The sequence below is a fragment of the Flavobacterium sp. genome (assembly GCF_031363805.1).
In the GTDB taxonomy this organism is placed as follows: domain Bacteria; phylum Bacteroidota; class Bacteroidia; order Flavobacteriales; family Flavobacteriaceae; genus Flavobacterium.
In genome coordinates this window covers 1-25,879 of the sequence record NZ_JANLVD010000241.1, presented here as the reverse complement: position 1 = coordinate 25,879, position 25,879 = coordinate 1, and the positions used below count along the sequence as shown (strand labels likewise).

Below are 25,879 nucleotides of genomic sequence, written 5' to 3'. Positions count from 1 at the left end.
AAAAGATGCGAAAATTGAAAGTTTAAAACTGGAAGTTGAAGCTTTGCAGGATATTGATGCTCGAGAAGATGTGTATGCGCAAATTGATATTTTAGACAAAGAAGCTTACGATATATCTGAAAAAACATTAAACGAAATTCTTCCTGAAGCTTTTGCTGTAATCAAAGAAACGGCTAAACGTTTCAAAGAAAATACACAAATTACTGTTTCTGCGACTGCAAAAGACAGAGAGCTTTCTGCAACAAAATCATATATCAACATCGTTGGAGATACTGCCGTTTGGGCAAACTCTTGGAGTGCCGCAGGAAAAGAAATAACTTGGGACATGATTCATTATGATGTTCAGCTTATAGGCGGAGTAGTTTTGCACCAAGGAAAAATTTCTGAAATGCAAACAGGAGAAGGGAAAACTTTGGTAGCTACACTTCCACTCTATTTAAATGCATTAACTGGAAACGGTGTGCATCTGGTAACTGTAAACGACTATTTAGCAAAACGAGATAGCGCTTGGAAAGCACCATTGTTTGAATTTCATGGATTGTTAGTTGATTGTATTGATTTGCACCAACCCAATTCAGATGCACGCAGAAAAGCCTACGAAGCAGACATCACTTACGGAACAAATAACGAATTTGGTTTCGATTACCTTCGAGATAATATGGCACATTCTCCAGAGGATTTGGTTCAGAGAAAACACAATTTTGCGATTGTTGATGAGGTCGATTCTGTATTAATTGATGATGCCAGAACACCATTAATAATTTCCGGTCAGGTGGTTGATGGCGATCGTCATGAATTTACAGAGTTGAAACCAAAAATTGACAATCTAGTAAACATTCAGCGTCACCTAGCCAACGGTTTTCTTACTGAAGCCAAACGTTTAATTAAAGAAGGCAATACAAAAGATGGTGGTTTTCAGTTATTAAGAGCGCACAGAGCATTACCAAAAAATAAAGCTTTGATAAAGTTTTTATCGGAAGAAGGTGTAAAAGCACTTTTGCAAAAAACCGAGAACCAATACATGTCTGATAACAACAGAGAAATGCCAAAAGTAGATGCCGCATTGTATTTTGTTATCGAAGAAAAAAATAATCAGGTGGAATTGACAGATAGCGGAATCGAAATCATGTCCAAAGATACTGAACCTACTTTTTTTATCTTACCAGATATTGGAACCGAAATTGCTCGCATAGAAAAATTAAATCTTTCAGTTGAAGAACAAGGAGAGCAAAAAGAGAAATTATTCCAAGATTTTAGTGTAAAAAGTGAACGAATTCATACTTTGACACAACTTTTAAAAGCCTACACATTATTCGAAAAAGATACCGAATATGTTATAATGGAAAATAAAGTTTTAATTGTTGATGAGCAAACTGGTCGTATAATGGATGGACGCCGTTATTCCGACGGATTGCATCAAGCCATTGAAGCCAAAGAAAATGTAAAAATTGAAGATGCAACCCAAACTTATGCCACTGTAACTTTACAAAATTATTTCAGAATGTACAGCAAATTGGCTGGTATGACTGGAACTGCAGTTACAGAAGCTGGCGAACTTTGGGAAATATACAAATTGGACGTAGTAGAAATTCCTACCAATCGTGGCATGTCACGTATTGACAAAGAAGATTTAATTTACCGTTCTGTTCGTGAAAAATTTAATGCTGTTATTGAAGATGTGGTACAATTATCTCAATCTGGAAGACCAGTTTTAATTGGTACAACATCGGTAGAAATTTCAGAATTATTGAGTCGAATGCTTAAAATGAGAAATATTCCGCACAATGTTTTGAATGCCAAAATGCACAAGCAAGAAGCTCAAATCGTGGAAGAAGCTGGTAAATCTGGCGTCGTGACTATTGCAACCAATATGGCTGGTCGTGGAACAGATATTAAGCTAACGCCAGAAGTAAAAGCGGCTGGTGGATTGGCTATTGTAGGTACAGAACGTCACGATTCTCGTCGTGTAGACCGCCAATTGCGTGGACGTGCTGGTCGTCAAGGTGATCCTGGAAGTTCTCAGTTTTACGTTTCTTTGGAAGATAATTTGATGCGCCTTTTTGGTTCGGATAGAGTGGCCAAAATTATGGATAGAATGGGCTTGAAAGAAGGTGAAGTAATTCAGCATTCTATGATGACCAAATCTATTGAACGTGCACAGAAAAAAGTAGAAGAAAATAATTTCGGGACGCGTAAACGTTTGTTAGAATATGATGATGTAATGAATTCTCAGCGTGAAGTAGTGTACAAACGTCGCCGTCACGCATTGCACGGAGAACGCCTAAAACTGGATATTGCTAATATGATGTACGATACTTGTGAAGTCATTGTAGAAAAAAACAAAGCTTCAGGCGATTTCAAAAATTTTGAATTCGAGTTAATTAAAAATTTATCCATTACATCCCCAGTTACACAGGCAGAATTTTCAAAATTATCGGATATTGAATTGACTGGAAAAGCATACAAGGCAGCATCGGAATATTATACAGAGAAAAATATTCGCGATGCAAAAGAAGCATTCCCTATTATTAGAAATGTTTATGAAAATCCGAGTAACAATTTTGAACGTATTATAGTTCCTTTTACTGATGGTCAAAAATCTTTGAATGTAGTTACCGATTTAAAAAAAGCATACGATTCGAAAGGGAATCAGTTGGTTGCCGATTTTGAAAAGAACATCACTTTGGCTATTGTTGACGAGGCTTGGAAGAAGCATTTGCGTAAAATGGACGAGATGAAACAATCTGTTCAATTGGCAGTTCATGAACAAAAAGATCCATTGCTTATTTACAAATTTGAAGCTTTCAGACTGTTTAAAACAATGTTGGATGGTATTAATAAAGAAGTAATTTCATTTTTGTTTAAAGGAGATTTACCAAATCAAAACAACAATATTGAAGAAGCAAGAGAAGTTCGTCAAAAAGAAAATTATATTGAAAGTAAAGACGAAATTTTAAATAGCGATGAGCAAGCTTCTAGAAATCATGACGCTGGACAAACGCAACAAAGACAAGTTACAGAAACAATAGTTCGCGATCAACCAAAAATTAACCGAAATGATACTGTAACTATAAAACATGTTATGAGTGGGAAATCTGAAACCATGAAATTCAAAAAAGCTGAAAATCTATTGTCATCAGGCGAATGGATTTTGGAGAATTTATAAAAATTAAATCTATATCTAAATCCTCAATTATGAAAATAGTTGAGGATTTTTTATTATTCATTTCGGAAAAAATTAATATCTTTACTTTAATAGAATATAAAACTAACTAAAATATAAAACCATGGCAAAGAGTCAAGATGCAAAGAAAACAGTAAAAAAAGAACCTTTGAAAACCGCTAAAGAAAAGAAAGAAGAAAAGCGGGACAAGAAAAATAATCCAAAAAGAGATTAATAATTGAAATCCTCAAACTCTTTGAGGATTTTTTTATTATAATATTTATCTATTTTAATTCAATAATCAAAAAAATAAATTTTATTAAAATTAAACAAACAAAAAATGAAAAAAACATTATTAAATTCAGTAAATGCTATAAATCTAGATTTAGGTTTATTAATTATTCGAATTATTATTGGAGTTTTAATGGCATTTTATGGTTACGAAAAATTTAATAATTTCGAAATCATGGCTGCATCAGATTTTTGGGCAAAAAACATTAGCTTTTTAGGAATGTCTGGCAAAATTCCATTGGGTTTGACTATTTTTGCAGAATTATTTTGTAGCTTGCTTTTAATAATCGGTTTATTTTCTCGCTTTAGTTTATTGGTTTTAATGTTTTGCATGGCTTATATTTTTGTTGTTGTTTTTCCCATGTCAATTTTAGATAAAGGCGAAAATGGCTATCAATTTAATGATGCATTTGTTTACTTCACCATATATCTAGGATTGTTTTTTACAGGAGTTGGAAATTACAGTGTAGATTCAAAATTATTCAAAAAGTAATATGTAATGATTTCAAAAATAATTGAAAATAAAATACCACAATGCCAAATACAGACACATACAATACCTTTTTCAATTTGTTTAAACAAAGCATAATTGATAAAACCTTTGCAAAATTAACCCTAGCAAAAACAATTGGAAATACACAATTAATGAATATTTATATTCGAACAATATTGATAGATGACGAATTAAAACTTTCACTAACTTTTAAATACCAAACTGAAGAAGAAATTTTTATTCATACTATAAATGAAGCCATTCCTTTACTAATTCCGTATTTGAATAGTCCTTTTTTATCCGCTTTATTGTTCACCACAGAGGCTGATATTAAACTTAAGCTAAACAAAAAAAGAGTTGCCAGTATTACAGAACAAAGTCCAACTTTTAAAAATGCTGATTCAGTTTTAGTTTCGTTTAATTCAAATTAAAGAATAAAACCAAACAAATTCAAAAAAATAACGCAACATAAAATTTATGTTGCGTTATTTTTTTGATCTACGAATTACATTTTACAAAACAATTATCTTTTCAATAAATTTAGTTTCGTTGTAAATTAATTCTAAAATATAAGTTCCTGTAGAAAGATAAGTATTGGTTGTAAAACTCAAATAATCGCCATCAATAGGAAAAGAATTTCCATATACTTTAAATCCTTGAATACTGTAAATACTGATATCTAAAGTCGATTTTATAAAATCATTAAACTGAATATTTATCAAACTATTGACTACAGGATTTGGATAAATTGTCATAAAATTATCATCGTAGTATGCTGCATTATTGTTATACTTCCTTTTGTTAAAAATGGGTAAAGTTTGGAACGATTTGCCAAGCACTTGATCTGATTGTGATTTCGTCATACAAAGCCAATCTTGCATGATTGTAGCATAAATTTGCCTAAAATCAAATTGCAAATCAAGCTCATCATCAACATCTGTAGCACTAGGCAATTTTGGTGATATTCCTATCATTCCAGAAACAGGATGCGCTGTTCCTTGTACATTTCTTTTTCCTGTATTCAATGCTGCACCAAAAAATATAACTGGCGCTACTGTTCCGTGGTCTGTTCCTGCGCTATCATTACTTTTTATTCTTCGACCAAATTCACTAAAGGTCATTCCAGTAACCAAATCATCTTTGTCAATTATTTCTAAATCTTTTTGAAAAGCATCAATTGCTTGTGATAATATACTTAAATTTTCCGCTTGACGCCCTTTGGTTCTATCCGAATCTAAAACTTGGTCTTCATGGCTATCAAAACCTTTTGGATGATTCACTATATAAATTGGGGTTTTTAAACCTCCATTGATCAGTCTTGCTACAATTTGCAATTGCTCAGCCAAACCATTTTTGTTTGGATAAGGTGCTGATACAGGTTTTGGCCTATTGTAAGCATCTTGAATCACTTTTCTATATTTATTACTCTGGTCTTTCATCAACCTTAAAAAAGTAAGTTCTTTACCATAGTCAGAATTTGGAGCTGGATCTGGCGTGGCATTTATTACATTTAACAAATCGTCTGGATCTGGCACACTATAAGCCATGTTAATAGTTGGTCCTTGCAAAGAAAAAGGTAAAGTTGATCCAATTTGTATGGCCAATGGATCTGGCATATTCACATTTGGATAAGTAGCTGGAAAATCAGGATATATAGTATTTAATGAACGTCCTAGCCAACCAGTTGTCAATGATTTGTCACTGTCTGATCCTGTAAACCAAATATCTGTAGCTCTAAAATGGCTATAACTTGGATTTGGATAGGAAACGCCTTGAACTATCATTAATTTACCATTGTTATACAAACTTTGCATTTCTTTCATGGCGGGATGTAATCCAACACCTGGGTTTTTATTTAATGGTAAAACATCTGTTTCTTTCATTAATATATTTGACCTAGCGGCCGAAAGTTTCCCCCATTGATCTCTTGGAAATACAGTATTTAAACCGTCGTTCCCTCCATTCATTTGAACGATCACTAATATTTTTCCACATTCAGCTGCTGCTGATCCCAATATTTCCAAACTTTTACTATCCAATTGCGATGAAGCCATCACAGGAATTTGATTAAATAGTAGTGGTGCTGATATAAGGGCTGTTGACTTTAAAAATTTTCTTCTTTCCATTTTTTAAATAATTAAAGATTACATTAACTGATATTCAGCATATTGAACTATGGTGAGTAATAAACTTCTCAAACGATTTTTTACAATATTGGTATTATCAACATTATTTGTATCTGCTAAGTAAGTATTCCAAGCTCCTCTCCAATAATAATCTGATGCTTGATTTGACAATAATGTTTGAGATTTTAAGATATTTTTTTGCGAAGGGCTTAAATCTATTGGAAGTAAATATTTTATACATTCATCCACCAACAGATTTGGATCTTCAATAATTGAATTTGGAAATTTTTTTACATATTCTATGGCTTTGGCTTCAATTCTAGTAGTTAGATTATTTTTTGTAATATCAAATCCGTATAGCATGCCTTCCACCAAACCATATCTGCGTTGAATTGAATTTGAATTAATCCAATATTCATGAAATGATGGTTTTTGATAAAATGCTTGCCAACCAGCCACATTAGGAATACGACCCATGGCTTGTTCCATATCGCCCATAACATAATTAAATGTGTTCCAAAGTTCATATTGTGCTTCATAATTTGTAGGATCTGATACATTAATGTTAACATCAAATGTTCTCATGGTTCCAATAATCAAATCAAATGGACTTTTTATATAAACTCCTTTGTTGGCCATATCATAAAAGTGTTCACTTTTGAATAATTTGTCTAGCACTGGCAAAATTTCCCAATTGCTATTTACTAAAAATTGTGCCAATGGAACTATTACATTGGCTTCCACATTGTCATCAATATCATAATAAACGAAAAAACGATACAATCTTCTACAAATATATTCTGATACAGTTTTTGATTTTGCAAAAATCATATCTATAAATAAATCTAATTCTGCAGCACCAGAATTTGGAATTACAGTACCACTAAAATAAGATGAGAATGACTTGGTACTTTCATCATGTTTGTCGGCAACAAAATTGGTTACTTCGTTCGTGGTGTTTAAATTTTGAACTCTCCAACCTGTCAACACTTTTGCAGCAAGCACAACATCTGCTTGCGAATAAATATTGGTTACATCTTTTCCAAGTGTAAAAAGTTCCATAATTTCTCTAGCGAAATTTTCATCTGGAGCAGTTTTTGAATTGGCTTGGTTATTCAAATAGAACATCATGGCTGGTTGTGTTGCCATTTCTCTAATTAATGATTTATAGTTTCCTGTGCCTTTATCACGAAACATTTTCATGTATTTATAGCAAATTCTAGCAGAATTTGTATTGGCATATCTATTAGAAGATTGTTTTACAAATTCGAAATCTATTGGAATAAAATGATACCAAAAAAGAGTCATTTTTTCTCTAATAGTAATGTCTTGGTTTAATGCCAAACCTAGTGACCAAGCAGCTAATGAAGCCGTTCTGTAACCATTTGAATCGTTGCCAATATCATCACTATTAAATGCATTATTAGTCCAATCGGCTCCATACGGAAGTCCATTTTCATCTGGTTCTATATTATTGTAATAGTTGATTGGTGGCGATGGTGGCGTAGCATTAACATTGAGAATCAAATTTACTGCATTGTTTAGAGACAATCCCAATAAAGTATCAACATCTGCTTTTTTATGACCAAAACCTGTTCTTCTTAGTAAATGAATGGCTTGCGAAACAGTCCAAGCGCCAGTGTATGGATTGAGTCCACTGTTAATGATACCAATACGCTCAAGTTCTTGTGGCGCATCTTTCGTATCCTTATACTTTAATTTATTTTTATAGTTGAGTGAAGAATATCTTCGACCATTATATATTTTTCTTGAATATTTTTCAAATAAAGGGTCAATTTCTTGAGCATTTTTTGAAATCTCATGTATTAATTTTTTAAATAATGCTCGTCTGGTTAGTGTAGTAGTATTTGCCATAACTTTTTATATTTGAAAATAAACGTCTAATTTAAGAAAAAAGTATTACAAAATAAATATTTAACATTTGGGAACCAATTGTTTCTTTTTCAATATTTTATGACGATTAATTTTGATAAAGTTAACATCCAATAAATACTAATAGTCAGGGAAAATTTTTCCAGGATTTAAAATATTATTTGGATCAAAAACTTTCTTAATATTCTTCATTATTAATAAATGTGAACTGGTGAATGCAATATTCATGTAATTTTTTTGCACAAAACCAATACCATGTTCACCTGATAAAGTACCTTTTAACGAAATTGTCAACTCAAATATTTCACGAATACCCTTAGTAACTTCAATGTTCCAATTCTCGTCGGTCATATTGCCTTTTATAATGTTGACGTGCAGATTTCCATCGCCAGCGTGACCATAACATACAGATTTGAATCCGTATTTATTACCAATTCTTTTTATTCCTTCTAGTAGTTTTGGTAATTCAAATCTTGGCACAACGGTGTCTTCTTCCTTATAAACTGAATTGGATTTTACTGCTTCGGCAACGGATCGTCTCATTTTCCAAAGTGCATTTTTTTGATCATCAGTATCAGCAAATAAAATCTCATCAATTTCAAATTCTTCCACAACTTTCATAATTTTTTCGGCTTCTTGCATCAAAATTTCTGGATAATTCCCATCTACTTCAATCAGTAAGTGCGCTTGAACTTGATCTTTTACAACTACCGAAATATTGTGGTTATATTTCAAGGTCCAATCTATCGCATCGCGTTCCATAAATTCCAAAGCACTTGGAATAATTCCTGCTCTAAAAATAGCAGAAACAGCTTCGCAAGCTTGACTGGCTCTATAAAATGGGACTAACATTAAAACATTATGAGAAACTTTGGGCAACAATTTCATGACAATTTTGGTAATCACGCCGAGTGTACCTTCGCTACCAACCATTAATTGTGTTAAATTGTATCCTGTAGAATTTTTGAGCGTGTTGGCTCCTGTCCAAATAATTTCACCATTGGGCAAAACTACTTCAAGATTCAAAACATAATCTTTGGTTACACCATATTTAACTGCACGAGCGCCACCAGCATTTTCGGCAACATTCCCTCCTATCCAACAACTGCCTTGACTACTTGGATCTGGTGGATAAAACAATCCTTTTTCCGCCACTGCTTCACGCAAAACTTGGGTTATTACGGCTGGTTCTAAAATGACTTGTAAATTTTGCACATCTATTTCTAAGATTTTATTTAACCGTTCAGTAGAAAGTCCAATTCCTTCATGAACTGATAATGCACCGCCGCTCAACCCTGTTCTTCCTCCAATTGGCGTGGTTGGAATTTTATATTTGTTGGCAATTTTTAAAATTTCTGAAATTTCTTCTGCATTAGCAGGTTTTAAAACTACATTGGGCGGAAAAACGTAATCTTCGGTTTCATCGTGACCGTAATGATTACGCGTTTCTTGATCTGTAAAAATATAATTTTGACCAACAATTTTTGTAAGCTCTTGGAGTGCTTCAGGAGTTAAAAACATGATAATAAAGTTGAGAAAGTAAAAGTAAATAATATAGCCTAGAAAAAAAATTAAAATTGAATTTCTCCCTAGGCGATATTTGTATTTAGTGATTATGCGAATCAAGGGTTGAAAAAAAGCATAAAAAAGAAAGAAATATCTTTCAAATAATTAGTTTAATAGTCTGAAAATCTGTATATTTAAAGTGTATTCAACGCACTTTTAAATATATGATTAATCAGACTAAAGCCTTAAAATTAATAAAAATCTACTCAATAATCTGTGACAGATTTGAAAAAGATTTAAAATATACCTGTGAACGTTTCAGTAATAACGATAAACAAGATTTAACAGACCAAGAGATTATGACAATTTATCTATTTTCGGTTCAAGAAGAACAACGATTTAGTGTTAAACATATTCACAAATATGCTTGTGATTATTTGCTTGAATGGTTTCCAAAATTGGGCTCATATGCTGGTTTTTCTAATCGGCTTAACCAATTGTCAGAAGCTTTTAGATGTTTTGTAAGTTCATTGTCTGAAGAATTCTTACCTTCTGACTGCTTTTCTAATCAAAGCCTATTGGACTCAATGCCAATAATTACTTGCTCTGGAAAACGAAATGCAAAAGTGGCTAAAGACTTGACAGATAAAGGATATTGCTCGGATCAATATGAGACTGGTCGATATTTTTTTGATAAACCCTTGGCTTAAAAATTTTTCGAGAATACTTTTCAAATAAAGGATCTTTTTTATCTTGTGATTTAATTTTACCTAAGATAGACGTAAACAAATCACGCCGCGTAATTTTTGTCTTCATTTATGAGTGGTTTTAGTTGGTTTATTATTTTTAAACTCAAAAACTTAATTCAAACACGTAATCAGGAAGTTTATTAATTTAGTTGAAATAAGTCTATTTAAATATCTCTCTTTTTTAAATTGAAACAAATCAGTTTTTTTTTAATCCAATGTTATTTGTCTTAGAATAATAGAAATTAACTTTAATCAAAAAAAAAGATTTGTTGTAACGCATATTTAACGTAAAATATTGTTTTAAAATTATTTAGCGCTATTAAAATTAAAATTAACCTATTTAATTTAGTGGAAAAAATACTTTGATAAGTGAATTTTAAAGAAATAAAAAATAAATTAATACCGTTAATAAGTAATCAATTTTAACAAAAATATTTTTAGTCCTGTTTTTTATTTAAATTTGTTATGACGAATACTTACCATCATTGAAAAATACATCAAAAAAACATTCAGCACTTCATGAAAGAGAAGGCATAACTGCTCCTGATATTTTAAGTGCATCATCGGTAGCAGAAATCATTCGTTATAGAAAAATCCAACCAAGTTCCAAAGACCTAACAGACGGTATTTTAAAATCTGATAAGGTTGCTTTGAGTCGTGCAATTACTTTGATTGAAAGTACCAATACGGAGCATTTGGCAAAAGCCAATGAAGTTATTGCTGCCTGTTTGCCTCATGCCAATAAATCGATTCGAATAGGAATTACTGGCGTTCCTGGCGTGGGAAAAAGTACATTTATTGAAGCTTTTGGTAAACATTTAACTTCACTTGGTAAGAAAGTTGCTGTATTGGCAGTTGATCCAAGTAGCACAATTTCTCATGGCAGTATTCTAGGCGATAAAACCCGAATGGAAGAATTGGTAAAAGACGAAAATGCTTTTATTCGACCAAGTGCTTCGGGCGAAACTTTGGGTGGAGTAGCCAGAAAAACTCGTGAAACAATTATACTTTGCGAAGCGGCTGGTTTCGATACGATTATCATTGAAACTGTTGGTGTTGGGCAAAGCGAAACCGCGGTTCATAGTATGGTGGATTTTTTTTTGTTACTGAAAATTTCTGGTGCTGGAGATGAATTGCAAGGCATAAAGCGTGGCATTATGGAAATGGCAGATGCTATTGTAATTAATAAAGCCGATGGAGATAATGTTACCAAAGCGAATTTGGCAAAAACAGAATTTAACAGAGCTTTGCATTTATTTCCTGCTAAAAAATCGGGATGGAACCCAACTACTTCAACTTGCAGTGCCATAACACACGAAGGAATTGCCAATGTTTGGAAAACCATTTCTGATTTTGAAACACTTACCAAATCAAATCATTATTTTTTTGAAAAAAGAAAAAATCAAAATCAGTTTTGGATGATGGAAACCATCAATGAGCAATTAAAATCTAATTTTTATAATGATCTTGAAATCGAAAAATTATTATATAAAAATAAAAAAGCAGTTGCAAATGATGAAATTTCACCGTTTGCAGCTGCACAATTATTATTGAAAAAATATTTTAAAGAATAAATTTACTCTTTTTCATAAAGTTCCATTTCCCTGTCATAAAAAGAGTTGGCTTGCTCTATTAAGGTTTCCATTTCGGCATTTAATTCTGCTTCATCTAGATCTTCAGCTTCTTCCATAAACTCCACTTCATCGTCTTTTAAATTGATGATAAATCGTGGATAATCAAGGTGAATGATAAAAATATCGTCTGGAAAATCTGTATTGTCGCCTAGTAAAAATTTTGGTAATTCCATTTTAAAATTATGAGTTATAAATTATGAGTTTTTTTGTCAAATTATTGAAGCGAATATACAAAAATAATGCGGCAACTGTTAGTCCAGCCAACAATCCTATCCAAATTCCAGTGGCTTTCATATTGGTATACAAACCCAAATAGTAAGATATAGGAAAACCTACAATCCAATAGGCTACAAAAGTAATGTACATAGGGATTTTTACATCCTGCAAACCACGAAGTGCGCCTAAAACCACGACTTGAATACCATCGGAAATTTGAAAAACTGCCGCCACCAAAAGTAATTTTGCAGCAATAACAATAACTTCCTGATTGTCTAATGCTTGATGACTATTTTCCATGTTTAAAAATAAATGAGGCAAATAATTATGAAAAACTATGAAAAATAAAGCGAATAAAATTTCTAAAATAATGGCCAATAAAAATATAGATCTTGCTACAACAACCAATTTTTTATAATCATTTAACCCTTTTTGATTGCTTACACGAATCATTGCCGTGACGCTCAATCCCATGGCAAACATAAATGTCATGGTCGCCAAAGTGAGTGCAATTTGATTGGCTGCTTGGCTGGTTTTTCCAATAGAACCTGAAAGCCAAATAGCGGCTGTAAAAAGCGCTACTTCAAACAACATTTGCATGGCAGATGGAAAACCTAAGTTTACAATTTTTTTAATCATTGATTTTTTGATTTGTTTAAAACTAAAATCATTGAAATATTTATTTATATTCTTATTATATTTTAGCATGTAATGCATGAAAACCACCATCATAATTCTTGAAATAACTGTTCCTAAACCAGCGCCCAAAATGCCCAGTTTTGGAAAAATCCAAACTCCATAAATCAATACATAATTAAAAAAAATGTGCACGACATTTGCCATAAAAATGGCATACATAGAATATTTGGTGAGCGATAATCCATCTGCAAATTGTTTGTATCCTTGGTAAATAATGACTGGAATGAGCGAAAAAGCTACCCAATCAATGTATGGATTTGCCAGATCAACCACCTCTTTTGGTTGGTGCATCAAATACATAATTGGCTTTGACAAAACTATGATTGAAAAAAGGGAAATCCCCAAAATAGTACATAACAAAAGCCCATGATGAAAAGTGGAGCGAATTTTTTTATCATCATTTTCAGCATCAGCTTCTGCAATAATAGGTGTAATAGCGGTTGAAAAACCTATTCCCAAAGACATACCAATAAAAATAAAACTATTGCCCAAAGATACTGCTGCCAATTCTGTGGAACCCAATTTTCCCACCATAATATTGTCAACAATTCCAATCAAAGTATGTCCTAACATTCCTAAAATAACTGGATATGCTAATTTTATATTTTCAGAAAATTCTTTGGTGTAGGTTGAAAAGTTCATGATTTAAAAATTTCTACAAAAATATATAGTTAAATATGACAAATCACTATTATTTTTATAATATTTTACTGCTTACCGCTATTGGGTAAGTAAAATGAAGGAGTATTTATATTGGTGTAGATTTAAAAAGCATCATTATCAAATAATTTAGACAAGGCTGATTTCAAAAAAATCAAAATCTTATTTTCTTAATGATGATGAGTATCATTCATAAAATCAAGAAATTAATCATTCAAGTTTTTTTCTAAAATATATAAAAATTACAGGTTCTTTAAAGTCGAACTTATTTGTGAGTGGAATTAATAATCATAACAAATTTTATAACAAAAATTTGAAATTGTGTAAGCCCTACCAACGATTATGACAATAAATTTGCATTGTTCTTTTAACAATTAATATAGTATAAAATTGCATAAAAGAATTTTAAAAATTTATTAAAATAATTAAAATTTAGATTATGAAGATTACAAAAAACATTACAACATTATTAGTATTCGCAATTACAGTATTTTTTGCAAACAACACAAATGCACAAGATTCAACTACTGAAAATTATGATCAAAGCTTCAGACTAGGAATTGGTGTAACTGGAGGTTATGTATTTGATGAACCATACGGATTGGGTTTAGGCGCAGATGCAAGATTGCAATATGATCTTTCAAAAAGATATTCATTAACATTAACTACAGGTTTTACAAACTTATTTGTAGACGGAAAAAATAACGATTTAGGTTTTATACCAGCAAAATTAGGTTTTAAAGCTTTCGTTTGGAACGACCAATTTTATGTTATGGGAGAAGGTGGAGCTGCATTTGCAGTAACAAATAACTATGACAAAACTTCATTATTATTGGCTCCAAGTATTGGTTACGCTACTAAGTATATCGATTTAAGTGTGCGTTACGAACACTACTCGGATTTTGCAAAATTAAATGACAATGGAACTATAGGGAAAGGTTTTGGTCAACTATCTTTAAGAGTTGCTTATGGATTTGAACTATAAAGTAAAAACATACTTTTATAAAAACGTACTGAAAATCAGTGCGTTTTTTTTTGATTAAATAAAAAAATAGCGTCTAACATAATAATACTGGCTTTTTTAAAGTTTATACAGTAACAAAAAAAATATAATGAAAAATTTCAAACAAATTTGTTTTCTATCCATATCGATTTTTAGCTTATTTATCAATCAAGCAAATGCACAAAAAAAAGCTGGCGATTTTCGTCTTGGTTTTGGTTTCAATGGTGGCATTTCACTTACTGATACTTTCGATTTTAGTTTGGGTTTGGATGGTCGCTTACAATATGACATTTCTTTAAAAACATCTTTAGCGGCAACGACTGGCTACACTCATTTATTTGATAATGAAGTAAAAGGATTAGGATTTGTACCTGCAAAAATTGGTTTTAAATCTTTTTTTGGTGACCAATTTTATGTTTTGGGCGAAGTCGGCGCTGCCATTGGCATAAAATCTGGAATGGGAACTTCGTTTCTTTGGGCTCCAGGAATAGGTGTCGCAACCAAACATATCGATGTAAGTTTACGCTACGAAAACTACAATAAGTTCGATGCTGGACAAGTTTCTATACGATTTGCTTATGGATACAAGCTATAATTTTATAGTTATTCTTCCAACTGTTTTCTAAATTCAGCAAAATTAGCCTTTACTTTTTCGTCCAATTCCGGTTCTTTCACATCAGTTAATTTTTGCATTTCTTGCCAAATAATTTGAGCAACAATAACGCGAGCCATTTCCTTATCATCGGCAGGAACTATAAACCATGGTGCATTTGGCTTCGACGTTTTATTAATTGCTTCTTCGTAGTATTTCATATAATCATCCCAGCGTTCACGTTCTTTCAAATCGCCAGGCGAAAATTTCCAATGGTGCTCTTCATTTTCTAAACGACGAAGCAACCTTTTGCGTTGTTCATCCTTGCTCATATGGAAAAAAAACTTCAAGACTACAGTTCCATTTTGTGTAATGTGTTTTTCGAAATTATTAATTTGTTCAAATCTATCTTCCCAAAATTGGGGTTTTATATCTTCTATTTTAGTGATTGTTGGCAAATTTTCACTCAAAATATATTCAGGATGCACTCTGGTAACCAATACATTTTCATAATGTGTTCTATTAAAAACTGCAAATTTCCCTTTTTCTGGCAATGCCAAATAATGACGCCACAAATAATCATGTTCCAACTCGGTCGAATTTGGTGTTTTAAAACTATGCACCTCAACACCACGAGGATTAAATTCTTTAAAAACTTCGCGAATTAAACTGTCTTTTCCGCAAGTATCCATTCCTTGCAAACAAATCAAAACGCTGTATTTGTTGTGCGCATACATCACATCTTGCCACTCACTTAACTTTTCTTGGATTTTGTCCAACTTGGCTTCTTTTTCATCATCATCGGAATCAATTTGTAATTCTGTAGGCAATTTTGTCAATACAATTTTATCAACAACTTTAAAATCATCAGTATTTATAGATTTCATGTTTTTAGTTTTATATTTGTTTTTTGGAGCTATTCCTGCTTTCGCCTTTATCTCGTTCCGTTTTACTCCACGAGGATATCGGCTCTATCAGGGCTAAACTTATTTGCTAATTTATGGAAAAATTTCAACTTACGGCATTTTTAAAAATTACAGGCATTGGAGCTGCCTCAGGAATTGTTCTGCATAACAATTCACTCTATATTATAAGTGATAATTCTGGTTTTTTATACCAGTATCAACTGCAAAACAATCATTTATCAAAATATACATTAATTGAAAACACATCGCAAAATATTTTAAAAAAACTAAAACCAGACTTTGAATCCATTGCCTTAAAAGGAAATGAACTGCACATTTTTGGATCAGGATCCACAGAAAATAGAAACAAAAAAATTATTTTCAATCTTGAAAATAATACAGTTCAAGAAAATGATTTGTCAGCATTGTATCAAGAAATTAAAAAAATAGGGGATATTTCAGACAATGATTTAAACATAGAAGGCGCTTTTTATGATAACAAAAATTTGTATTTATTGCAACGAGGCAATGGAACGAATTCTAAAAATGGTATTTTTAAAATTAATTTCAAGGATAAAAATCAATTTCAAGCAGGAGATTTTGAAGTACAATTTCAATCTGTTCAACTTCCAAAAATAGAGCATGTTGAAGCTACATTTACCGATGCTATTTTGATTGAAAATACAATTTATTTTCTCGCTTGTGCCGAAGATACTGTTTCGACATACGATGATGGCGATGTTCTGGGAAGCCTTATAGGTTGTATGGATATTGAAACATTTAAAATCGATTTTACACAACAAATATCAAACACCCATAAATTTGAAGGACTGACTTTGTATCAAAAAACGGAATCTAAAATTATATTTTTACTATGTGAAGATAATGATTCAGAAGATTTAGAATCTACTATTTATAAGCTTACTTTAACCAAATAATTTAAATTATGAGAAATTTAAAACTATTATTGATTTATTACTTTTTAATAGTAAGCGTATTCTGTTTTTCTCCGCTAGCGCTAGCGTCTCGCTAGTGCCCGCTAAGAGAATCAATTCAAATCAATTTCTAAAATATTATGATCATTGTTGCTGTAATTTCTTGCACTACTATATTTCCAATCTACAGCATCGGTTACAAAGCCAGTTTCAATAGGATTATTGTGAATATAGTTTAATTTTTGCTCAAATACTTTTAATGACCAAATTTCGATTGGCTTATTATTTTGTTGCCAAAACTGTCTAAAATCGACATTGCTATTTTTTTTACCTGCTCTTTCAAACATCCAAAGCATCCATTCTCTTCTGCTTTCTTGAGGATATTCCTCAATTATTTTCATGATTTTTCTAGAAGTAAAACCCTTAAAATCTCTTATCAGTCCCGATGGGTCTCCTAAAGTTGACCTAAAAATTAAATGAATATGACTTGGCATGATACAATAACCATAAATTTCCATACCCTTGTTCTTTCTGCAATAATCCAACGATTCGATAATACAACAAAAATAATCATCTCTGGTAAACACATCTATCCAATATACTGTTGAGAAACTAATAAAATAAGCACCATCTTTTTCTGCAAATTTATATTTTCTACTCATAAAGTAAAAATACTAATTTAATTTTGAATTTGTTTGTGGGCACGAGCGAGACGCTCGCGCTCGCGAGGCTTTAAGGGTGGAATTTGACGCTTTTAGGTTGGAATAAAAACTTTATTGAGAAGACTGGTCGTTATTTTGTATAAACTCAAGAATAAGCCACCTTTTGATTGCGATTTCATAAGTGAAATGCTCATCTGTTTGTTCAAAATAATTTGAAATTTTGTATTCCTTTTTTCTGTTTCCATATCTATTTGAATTATAGAAATGTGTCAAGTTTTTTTAGGAGACGTCAGAGCAACATATTTTTCAAAACACAGTGTAGAGGAGATTATTGTTGGTTTTTACAATTTTATCGGATAACATGATAAAAAACTAACTTACAGATATTCTATAATAAGTATTGAGTGTTTCACCGTTTTCAAGAGTTACTTTCAAATTATAAATACCAGGTAATGTAGTAGTTGGAACGCCATAATTTAAATAATATTCATCGGTATTATTACTTGTATTATTGTGGATATAATTTTGAAAAATTGAGCCAGTAATTTCTTCGGAAGTATTTTCTTTTATAAATTTAATCCCTGTAATTTTACTAATTCCTACATAATAAAAAAAAGCACCTCCACCCGCTGTAACACCGTTTAACTGATTAGCAGATGCACTAAATATTATTTTTTCTTTTAAAACTCTAACTTTTATATTTCGAGCTTGTCCCGCTTCTGAAGTTAATGTATAAACAACATCTTGATTAAAATTTTGAGGATTTGTAGGATTTGGACTCACCGTTGAATTAATTGAGACACTGATGCTTTTTGGAATTACATTTGAAACATCTTCGGTAATTAAAGTTCTAACAATTAAATCACTAGGTTCAAGTCCAACAGTTAAACTCAATGGATAATTGGATGCTGGATAGGCAAATAAAGTAATCGCACTTGTGGTAAAACTAGTAGATGGAAAAACAAACACTCTCAGATTGTTTTCATAATTTCTAATCTTCACATCATAAGTTTCAATAGTACCATCGCTTTTTGCTAGAATTAAATCTTGTGGATTGTTTATATCAACAACACTTCCACTCACTATATTTGTGGTGCAACCAGGTGTTATTTCAAATTCAATAGTTCTAATAGATTGTTGAAATCCTGATATAAGATCTTTAGGGACATCTACTGTAATTGTTTTGTTTTGAATGTTAATGACACCAAAACGATCTTCAAAAAAAGGATTGATTACTTTTAATTTAAAAAATTTTATTCCATCTTGTTTTACAATTTGAGTCGTATATTTTTTACTAGTTCCATCTAGAGCAACAACAACAAATTCAACGGGAGTAGTAAAATCAATAGAAGTATTTAAAGAGTAATTATTCAATCTTGCTCCATTCGATAATGTTATAGTGACACCAAAATAAAGACTAGTTGTGCTTGCAGGAACAAAAATCGTTATTTTATTTTCAGCTTGATTGATGCTAGTTTCGATATTTGGAATGACAAAAGAGGTTATATTTTTTTCTGATGAAGCCGTGGTTTTAGTTTCGTCATCTTTGGAGCAATTAATAAAAAGAGAAGAAATAAATATAAGTAATGTGAACTTTAAGAATTTTAAGAATTTTATAGTTGGTATCATCTGATTTTTATGAATTTAGGAAAACAATTTAGGGATTAAAATTAATTAAATTTGAATAAATTTTGGGAGCAAAGCTAGCTAAAAAAAAGCTAACGTCATAGTTTTTCATTTAAAAAACTAAATTGCATTTTTGTGGATTTTCAACACGTTGTTGAAGTGAGTTAATTTAATTTTGATTCAAATAATAGGATATTATTTTTAAATTGATGGGGGTTATTTTTAAACATTTCGGGGTGTCCTTTCCTTAAAAATTAAATCTATCTAAATTGTATTTACTCTATTTAAAACAATGTTCCTCGCATTAGGGATTAAGGCGGTATCCTGTTATTGCGAGTCTGGAATTATGAAATTGTATTGAGATGCTTCCTCGCAATGACAGATAAAGCCGAAAGCCCGACGCAGGAATTAAAAAAATGGAAGTGAGGAACGAACGAGATTTTTTTAATTGCTGGGGAATGCCCAAATATAAAAAAGCCTATTTATCTATCTCGCGCATGCTTTCCATTTTCTTGTTTTTTAAGAAACCGGTAATATCTTCGAAATGTTCTTTGACGCGTTTGTTGCCAAATTCGAACACTTTGGTTGCCAGACCGTCGAGGAAATCACGATCGTGGGAAACGAGAATTAATGTTCCGTCGAAATCGCGAAGGGCATCTTTGATGATGTCTTTGGTTTTCATATCCAAATGGTTGGAAGGCTCATCAAGAATTAATAAATTGACAGGTTCCAGCAATAGTTTTATCATCGCCAGACGGGTTTTTTCGCCACCGGAAAGTACTTTTACTTTCTTGGTCACATCGTCACCATGAAACATAAAAGCACCGAGAATGTCTTTGATTTTGGTACGCACATCGCCCACGGCAATATCATCGATAGTTTCAAAAATAGTAGCATTTTCGTCTAAAAGTGACGCTTGATTTTGGGCAAAATAACCAATTTGAGCATTATGACCAATTTCTACCGAACCAGAATTGATTTCCAGTTGTTTCATAATAGCTTTAATCATTGTGGACTTTCCTTCGCCATTTTTGCCTACAAAGGCTACTTTTTGTCCGCGTTCTATGACAATATTGGCATCTTTAAAAATGATATTGTCGCCATATGATTTTGTCATATCCTTTACAATAACAGGATAATTTCCTGACCGAATGGCTGGCGGAAATTTTAGTTTCAGTGCCGATGTATCGACTTCATCGACCTGAACAATAGTTAGTTTTTCCAGCATTTTAACGCGAGATTGCACCGCATCGGTTTTTGAAAACGTCCCTTTAAAACGATCGATAAAAGTCTGATTGTCGGCAATCATTCTTTGCTGTTCATCGTATGCTTTTTGCTGGTGCATGCGACGGTCTTTTCGAAGTTCGAGATAGTGTGTGTATTTGGCTTTGTAGTCGTAAATTCTTCCCATCGTAACTTCAATAGTACGATTGGTAATACTATCGACAAATGTTTTGTCATGCGAGATAACCACAACGGCTTTGGCGGAATTGATTAAGAAATCTTCCAGCCACTGGATGCTTTCTATATCCATGTGGTTTGTTGGCTCATCCAGCAAAATCAAATCTGGTTTTTGCAAGAGGATTTTTGCCAGTTCAATTCGCATTCTCCAGCCTCCAGAAAATTCGGATGTTTGTCGCGAAAAATCTTCACGCATGAATCCTAAACCGGTTAAAATTTTTTCGACTTCGGCTTCATAATTGATTTCTTCGATAGCATAAAATTTCTCGCTCAGGTCAGAAACCCTTTCGATGAGTTTCATATAATCGTCGCTTTCATAATCGGTACGAACGGTTAACTGTTCGTTGATATGGTCTATTTCGGCTTTCATGGCAAAAACTTCGCCGAAAGCTTTTGAAGTTTCTTCCATAACCGTGGCGCCATCGGTAGTCAATAAATGTTGTGGCAAGTAGGCAATAATTGCATCTTTTGGTGCTGAAATATTCCCTGTTGATGGTTTGGCCTGACCCGAAATTATTTTTAATAAGGTAGATTTTCCAGCACCATTTTTGCCCATCAAAGCAATTTTATCATTTTCGTTGATAGCAAAAGAAACATCGCTAAATAAAGTGGTTCCGCCAAATTGTACGGAAATATCGTTGATTGTAATCATTTTTTGGATTATTAGATTTTTCGATTACTAAATTTTTAGACAATCGATTTTTTGAAGGTGCAAAGATAGATTAATTAGGGGATTTTACAATTTGAATTTTTTCAAAATTGTCATTTCTACGAAGGAGAAATCTTATGGACTTATTAATAAAAGTCATGAGATTTCTCCTTCATCGAAATGACAATAATAATATTTACAATTTTAAATACTCATTCTAAACTCTTCAATCACAGGATTTGCTTTGGCAAAATCAGTTTCTTGAATAAAAACTTCAACTGCTTGGTCGGCAGTTCCAAAACCCGCCAATCGACCTGATTGTATATTATTTTTTGTGGAGCTTGCCACATCTGCTACTTCTAATTTAGCTTGTAATGCTTGTGCTAAAATTTCACTTCCGGAGAATACTTTCATTAAACCCATTTTATTGTTTATTTTAAATTAATCTTCGTTTTCATTCTCTTCCTCACCCATTTCAAAAAACAATGGCTCAATCATTATTTTATCTGCCAAAGATTCTACCCTTTCGGTTAAATCTGTAGTAAAAAAAAGGCGTTGCGTTTTTTCGATACTATTTGACAATCTGTGAATAACAGCGTCCATTCTTATTCTAAAAAGAATATCACAATCATCTACCACAAACATTTTAACAGTACTGATGTTGAAACCCGCAGAAGCAAACAAAGCATTTATTCTATTTGGTGTCCCAATAAGCACATCCAATCCCAATGAAATAATATTTTTATCATAATCAATATCGCCTTTGTCATGCACTCCCAAAATACTCAAATCATGGTAATTGGCATATTTAAGAAACATTTCCTCCATTTCTAAAACGCGTTCTTTATTTTCTACAATAATTAATGCTCTGGTACTTTCACCCATAGATTTCTCCATGCGTTGAATGACATTAATAATTATCGTTGTCGATTTACCCGACCCTTTTGGCGCAACTACAACAGCATCTGCGCCACTTTTTATGGTGCTAAATGTTTCTTGTTGGATTTCATTGGCATCGGTTAAACCGTTTTCAATTAATGCTTTTTGGAGATTGGGATTTATTTTTTTTAAGTTCATCTTAGTAATTAGGCAAAAGGCAAAAAGCCATTAGTTTTTTAAATTATTTTAGACTTATGGCTTTTGCCTTTTGTCTAATTTACTTACTCGCAAAGAGCTTCACATCGTTTTCAGAAATTTCGTTTCCTCCAAGAATAATTAATCTTTCGACTACATTTCTTAATTCGCGAATATTTCCTGTCCAATCGTATTCTTGCAATAATTGTATGGCTTGTTTTGAGAATTTTTTAATTGCATTGCCTTGTTCTGATGCAATTTTATCAGAAAAATATTCAATTAGTAATGGAATATCGTCTCTACGGTCGTTCAATGCTGGCACTTTTATCAAAATGACTGCTAAACGGTGGTACAAATCTTCGCGAAAACGACCTTCGGCTATTTCCAATTTTAGATCTTTATTGGTTGCCGCAACCACACGAACATTGACTTTAATATCTTTGTCTGCTCCTACTCTTTGAATTAAATTTTCTTGTAAAGCTCTCAAAACTTTGGCTTGCGCAGAAAGACTCATATCGCCAATTTCGTCTAAAAAAATAGTACCACCATCGGCAGCTTCAAATTTTCCTGCACGATCTTTTATGGCCGATGTAAAAGCGCCTTTCACGTGTCCAAATAATTCACTTTCAATAAGTTCTGAAGGAATTGCGGCGCAATTTACTTCGATAATTGGAGCATTGCAACGCTCACTTTTTTCATGCAATTGATGTGCTACAAGTTCCTTTCCTGTTCCATTTGGTCCAGTGATTAAAACTCTTGCTTCCGTAAGCGCTACTTTTTCAATCATTTCTTTAATATGATTGATGGGTTGGCTCTTCCCAATCATTTCGTAGTTTTTAGACACTTTCTTTTTCAAGATTTTGTTTTCCACTACCAATTGTTTCTTGTCGAGTGCGTTTCGAACAGTATTTAATAATCTATTTAAATCTGGTGGTTTCGAAATATAGTCAAAAGCACCAAGACGCATCGTATTTACAGCGGTTTCTAGATCTCCATGACCCGAAATCATAACCATTTGAATTTCTGGTTTCAGCTTTTTGGCAGCTTCCAAAACCTCAACACCATCCATTTTTGGCATTTTAATATCGCAGAGAACCAAATCGTAATCTTCGTTTTTTATCTTTTCAAGACCTTTAATTCCGTCTTCTGCTTCGTCAACTTTGTAGGTATCGCTTTCTTCGGTAAGAATTTTGGTAAGAACACGACGAATGGCTGGTTCGTCTTCGATGATTAGAATTTTGCTCATTTTTTTTGTTTCAGAGGTGCAAAGTTACAAAGTTTTAAAGGAAAAACTTTGAAACTTTGCCACTTAAATTAATATTTAAGCCATTTGTACAATTCTTTCCATGTTGGTTTTTTGCCATACATTAGAATTCCAACTCTGTATATTTTTGAAGCAAACCAAACCACACCTAAAAATGTACCAAATAAAATTGATATTGATAAAATAAGTTGCCAGAGTGGAACACCAAACGGAATTCTCATCAGCATGACAATGGGTGATGTAAGTGGAAATATCGAAAAAACTGTAGCAACTGTTCCGTGCGGATCATTAATAACTGTAAAAAATCCAATATAAACACCTAAAACCAATGGCATAATTATAGGCAAAAGAAATTGTTGCGAATCTGTTTCTGAATCTACTGCCGCACCGATGGCGGCATAAAAAGAACTGTATAGAAAGTAGCCTCCAATGAAATAAATGATAAAACAAATGATTAATGTGGCGAGTGGCAGACCTTTTATTTCAATTAATAACTGTTGTAGTGAAAAACCAAACTGCTTCTCAAATGTCCCAATCATTTCAGGATTAATTGCCGTGTGAGCACCTGATTCTATACCAAAAAACATTGAAGCAGATATCAATAAAGCGGCACCTACAATTGCCCATATAGAAAATTGCAAAATACCCGCAAGTGAATTTCCGATAATTTTTCCCATCATCAATTGGTATGGTTTTACAGAAGAAATAATAATTTCGATAATTCGAGAAGTTTTTTCTTCAATAACACTTCGCATGACAAAATTGCCATATATTACAATAAACATCATAATTAAATAACCGAAAATGCCACCTACAAAAATTTTAATGATGTTGAGCAATTTAAAACCATCTTTTCCTGAAAAGTTTTTTAATTTAATATTTGAGTTAACTTTCGAATTTTCAATTTTATCAGCATCAAATCCTAATTCTTTGAGATTACTTTTGGTAAGTTCATTATCAATGACATTTTCCATTTTCATAATGAATTCCATGCTTGGACTTTCGTCCGAAATGTATTCGACCTTGGCAATCAGTTCTTGAACGTTGGCAACCTTTGGTACAAAAATTAAACCGGAATAATTTTTTGAAGCAGTGTCTTTGGCTGCTTTTAAAGACATTTTAGACAAATCGATATAAACCGTTTCCTTGGAATTTTTGAAATCTGTTTTTAAAATTCCAGATTCGTCATGAATGGCAATTTTTGTGACTTCATCTTTATTCATATTGGCTAAAAATCCAACCAAAAATCCAACTCCTACAAATAGCAATGGACTTAAAAATGTCATGACAATGAAAGATTTATTGCGAACTTTGGCAATAAATTCTCTTTTTATAATAAGTGATAATATGCTCATAGGATTTTAGATATAAGATTTTTAGATATAAGATTTTTAGATATTCGAAAAATCGAAAAATCTAACAATCGAATAATCTATTTAGTTACTGTTTGAATAAAAATATCGCTTACTGTAGGTATGCTCTCTGCAAAATGGGTTACTTGTCCACGGTTAATCAAAGTTTGCAACAATTCGTTTTGAGTAGATTTTCCTAAATCGATTTCAAGCTTTAAATCATTGTTTAATGATTTAAATTCCGTTTGACCAACAGTAAATTTTTGGGTTAAATCGTACATTAAACCTTCTACATTGTCAGTAATTATGCCTACTTGAAATTTATGGGTGCGATATTGTCTTTTAACATCCTCAAGTCTTCCTTCAATGAGTTTGTTTGATTGGTGTAGTAATGCAATGTAATCACACATTTCTTCGACACTTTCCATACGATGTGTAGAAAAAATAATAGAAGTTCCTTTTTTATTAAGTTCAATAATTTCGTCTTTAATCAAATTGGCGTTTACAGGATCGAAACCAGAGAAAGGTTCATCAAGAATCAACAGTTTTGGTTGGTGCAAAATAGTAACAATAAATTGTATTTTTTGCGCCATTCCTTTGGAAAGTTCTTGAATTTTTTTGTTCCACCAGCCTTCAATTTCAAATTTTTCAAACCAATATTTAAGCTGTTTTTGCGCATCGGCTTTAGACATGCCTTTTAATTGTGCCAGATACAAACACTGTTCGCCAACTTTCATAGTTTTGTATAAACCACGCTCTTCTGGCATGTATCCTATATATTGGACATCATTTGGAGATAGTTTTTTACCATCTAATAAAACCTCTCCAGAATCTGGCATCGTTATTTGATTGATAATTCTAATTAATGTGGTTTTTCCAGCACCATTTGGGCCCAAAAGTCCATAAATACTGCCATTTGGAACTTG

The 25,879-nt window shown here is 32.3% G+C and carries 22 protein-coding genes; 8 read left to right on the top strand and 14 right to left on the bottom strand.

Annotated features, from left to right (window positions below; all coding sequences use genetic code 11):
- The 3 genes from secA to RMN92_RS12595 form a co-directional block, all read left to right on the top strand.
- Window positions 1-3,166, top strand: a 3,166-nt coding sequence (gene secA / locus RMN92_RS12605; protein ID WP_309609794.1) for a preprotein translocase subunit SecA, incomplete at its 5' end; no start/stop codon positions are given.
- Between the two features lie 337 nt (window positions 3,167-3,503).
- Window positions 3,504-3,947, top strand: a complete 444-nt coding sequence (locus tag RMN92_RS12600) for a DoxX family protein (protein ID WP_309609793.1) — start codon at window positions 3,504-3,506, stop codon at window positions 3,945-3,947.
- Window positions 3,948-3,988: 41 nt separating this feature from the next.
- On the top strand, window positions 3,989-4,378 hold the full coding sequence (locus RMN92_RS12595) for a hypothetical protein (protein ID WP_309609792.1): 390 nt from the start codon (window positions 3,989-3,991) through the stop codon (window positions 4,376-4,378).
- A gap of 81 nt (window positions 4,379-4,459) precedes the next feature.
- Here the strand turns inward: RMN92_RS12595 and RMN92_RS12590 are convergent, their stop codons facing one another.
- The 3 genes from RMN92_RS12590 to RMN92_RS12580 all read right to left on the bottom strand — a co-directional run bounded on the left by RMN92_RS12590 (window position 4,460) and on the right by RMN92_RS12580 (window position 9,487).
- Window positions 4,460-6,073 carry a DUF1501 domain-containing protein gene (locus tag RMN92_RS12590; RefSeq protein WP_309609791.1) on the bottom strand — a complete coding sequence of 538 codons (1,614 nt, stop codon included), beginning with the start codon at window positions 6,071-6,073 and terminating at the stop codon, window positions 4,460-4,462.
- Between the two features lie 18 nt (window positions 6,074-6,091).
- A complete protein-coding gene (locus tag RMN92_RS12585; RefSeq protein ID WP_309609790.1) occupies window positions 6,092-7,948 on the bottom strand; it encodes a DUF1800 family protein in 1,857 nt (618 codons plus the stop codon).
- Window positions 7,949-8,086: 138 nt separating this feature from the next.
- Complete coding sequence (locus tag RMN92_RS12580; RefSeq protein WP_309609789.1) at window positions 8,087-9,487, bottom strand: FAD-linked oxidase C-terminal domain-containing protein; 1,401 nt, start codon at window positions 9,485-9,487, stop codon at window positions 8,087-8,089.
- A 209-nt stretch (window positions 9,488-9,696) separates the two neighbouring features.
- Between RMN92_RS12580 and RMN92_RS12575 the strand changes: the two genes are divergently transcribed.
- Both RMN92_RS12575 and meaB read left to right on the top strand, forming a co-directional pair.
- Window positions 9,697-10,182: a hypothetical protein gene (locus tag RMN92_RS12575; protein ID WP_309609788.1), complete on the top strand. Its 486-nt coding sequence runs from the start codon at window positions 9,697-9,699 to the stop codon at window positions 10,180-10,182.
- Window positions 10,183-10,706: 524 nt separating this feature from the next.
- Window positions 10,707-11,795: a methylmalonyl Co-A mutase-associated GTPase MeaB gene (meaB, locus tag RMN92_RS12570; protein ID WP_309609787.1), complete on the top strand. Its 1,089-nt coding sequence runs from the start codon at window positions 10,707-10,709 to the stop codon at window positions 11,793-11,795.
- Window positions 11,796-11,797: 2 nt separating this feature from the next.
- On the opposite strand, the gene RMN92_RS12565 is transcribed toward meaB, so the two are convergent.
- Both RMN92_RS12565 and RMN92_RS12560 read right to left on the bottom strand, forming a co-directional pair.
- A complete protein-coding gene (locus RMN92_RS12565) occupies window positions 11,798-12,028 on the bottom strand; it encodes a hypothetical protein (protein ID WP_309609786.1) in 231 nt (76 codons plus the stop codon).
- A 7-nt stretch (window positions 12,029-12,035) separates the two neighbouring features.
- A complete protein-coding gene (locus RMN92_RS12560) occupies window positions 12,036-13,412 on the bottom strand; it encodes an MATE family efflux transporter (protein WP_309609785.1) in 1,377 nt (458 codons plus the stop codon).
- Between the two features lie 457 nt (window positions 13,413-13,869).
- On the opposite strand from RMN92_RS12560, the gene RMN92_RS12555 reads away from it, so the two are divergent.
- Both RMN92_RS12555 and RMN92_RS12550 read left to right on the top strand, forming a co-directional pair.
- Window positions 13,870-14,415, top strand: coding sequence for a hypothetical protein (locus RMN92_RS12555; protein ID WP_309609784.1), 546 nt, complete (start codon window positions 13,870-13,872; stop codon window positions 14,413-14,415).
- Window positions 14,416-14,542: 127 nt separating this feature from the next.
- Window positions 14,543-15,028, top strand: coding sequence for a hypothetical protein (locus tag RMN92_RS12550; protein WP_309609783.1), 486 nt, complete (start codon window positions 14,543-14,545; stop codon window positions 15,026-15,028).
- Between the two features lie 8 nt (window positions 15,029-15,036).
- On the opposite strand, the gene RMN92_RS12545 is transcribed toward RMN92_RS12550, so the two are convergent.
- Window positions 15,037-15,912, bottom strand: a complete 876-nt coding sequence (locus RMN92_RS12545; protein ID WP_309609782.1) for a PPK2 family polyphosphate kinase — start codon at window positions 15,910-15,912, stop codon at window positions 15,037-15,039.
- Window positions 15,913-16,025: 113 nt separating this feature from the next.
- Here RMN92_RS12545 and RMN92_RS12540 point away from each other — a divergent pair, with 113 nt between their 5' ends.
- Window positions 16,026-16,868: a DUF6929 family protein gene (locus tag RMN92_RS12540; RefSeq protein WP_309609781.1), complete on the top strand. Its 843-nt coding sequence runs from the start codon at window positions 16,026-16,028 to the stop codon at window positions 16,866-16,868.
- A gap of 110 nt (window positions 16,869-16,978) precedes the next feature.
- On the opposite strand, the gene RMN92_RS12535 is transcribed toward RMN92_RS12540, so the two are convergent.
- The 8 genes from RMN92_RS12535 to RMN92_RS12500 form a co-directional block, all read right to left on the bottom strand.
- Window positions 16,979-17,527, bottom strand: a complete 549-nt coding sequence (locus RMN92_RS12535) for an REP-associated tyrosine transposase (RefSeq protein WP_309609780.1) — start codon at window positions 17,525-17,527, stop codon at window positions 16,979-16,981.
- 372 nt (window positions 17,528-17,899) lie between these two features.
- Complete coding sequence (locus tag RMN92_RS12530; protein ID WP_309609779.1) at window positions 17,900-19,156, bottom strand: hypothetical protein; 1,257 nt, start codon at window positions 19,154-19,156, stop codon at window positions 17,900-17,902.
- Between the two features lie 475 nt (window positions 19,157-19,631).
- A complete protein-coding gene (locus tag RMN92_RS12525) occupies window positions 19,632-21,266 on the bottom strand; it encodes an ABC-F family ATP-binding cassette domain-containing protein (protein ID WP_309609778.1) in 1,635 nt (544 codons plus the stop codon).
- Between the two features lie 201 nt (window positions 21,267-21,467).
- Entirely contained in the window at window positions 21,468-21,686 is a 219-nt protein-coding gene (locus tag RMN92_RS12520; protein WP_309609777.1) for a putative signal transducing protein, read from the bottom strand.
- A gap of 18 nt (window positions 21,687-21,704) precedes the next feature.
- Window positions 21,705-22,340 (bottom strand): DEAD/DEAH box helicase, encoded by a 636-nt coding sequence (locus tag RMN92_RS12515; protein WP_309609776.1) that lies wholly within the window; start codon window positions 22,338-22,340, stop codon window positions 21,705-21,707.
- Between the two features lie 79 nt (window positions 22,341-22,419).
- Window positions 22,420-23,583: a sigma-54 dependent transcriptional regulator gene (locus RMN92_RS12510; RefSeq protein ID WP_309609775.1), complete on the bottom strand. Its 1,164-nt coding sequence runs from the start codon at window positions 23,581-23,583 to the stop codon at window positions 22,420-22,422.
- Between the two features lie 68 nt (window positions 23,584-23,651).
- Window positions 23,652-24,956: an ABC transporter permease gene (locus tag RMN92_RS12505; protein ID WP_309609774.1), complete on the bottom strand. Its 1,305-nt coding sequence runs from the start codon at window positions 24,954-24,956 to the stop codon at window positions 23,652-23,654.
- A 77-nt stretch (window positions 24,957-25,033) separates the two neighbouring features.
- On the bottom strand, window positions 25,034-25,879 hold an 846-nt coding region (locus tag RMN92_RS12500), incomplete at its 5' end, for an ATP-binding cassette domain-containing protein (protein ID WP_309609773.1).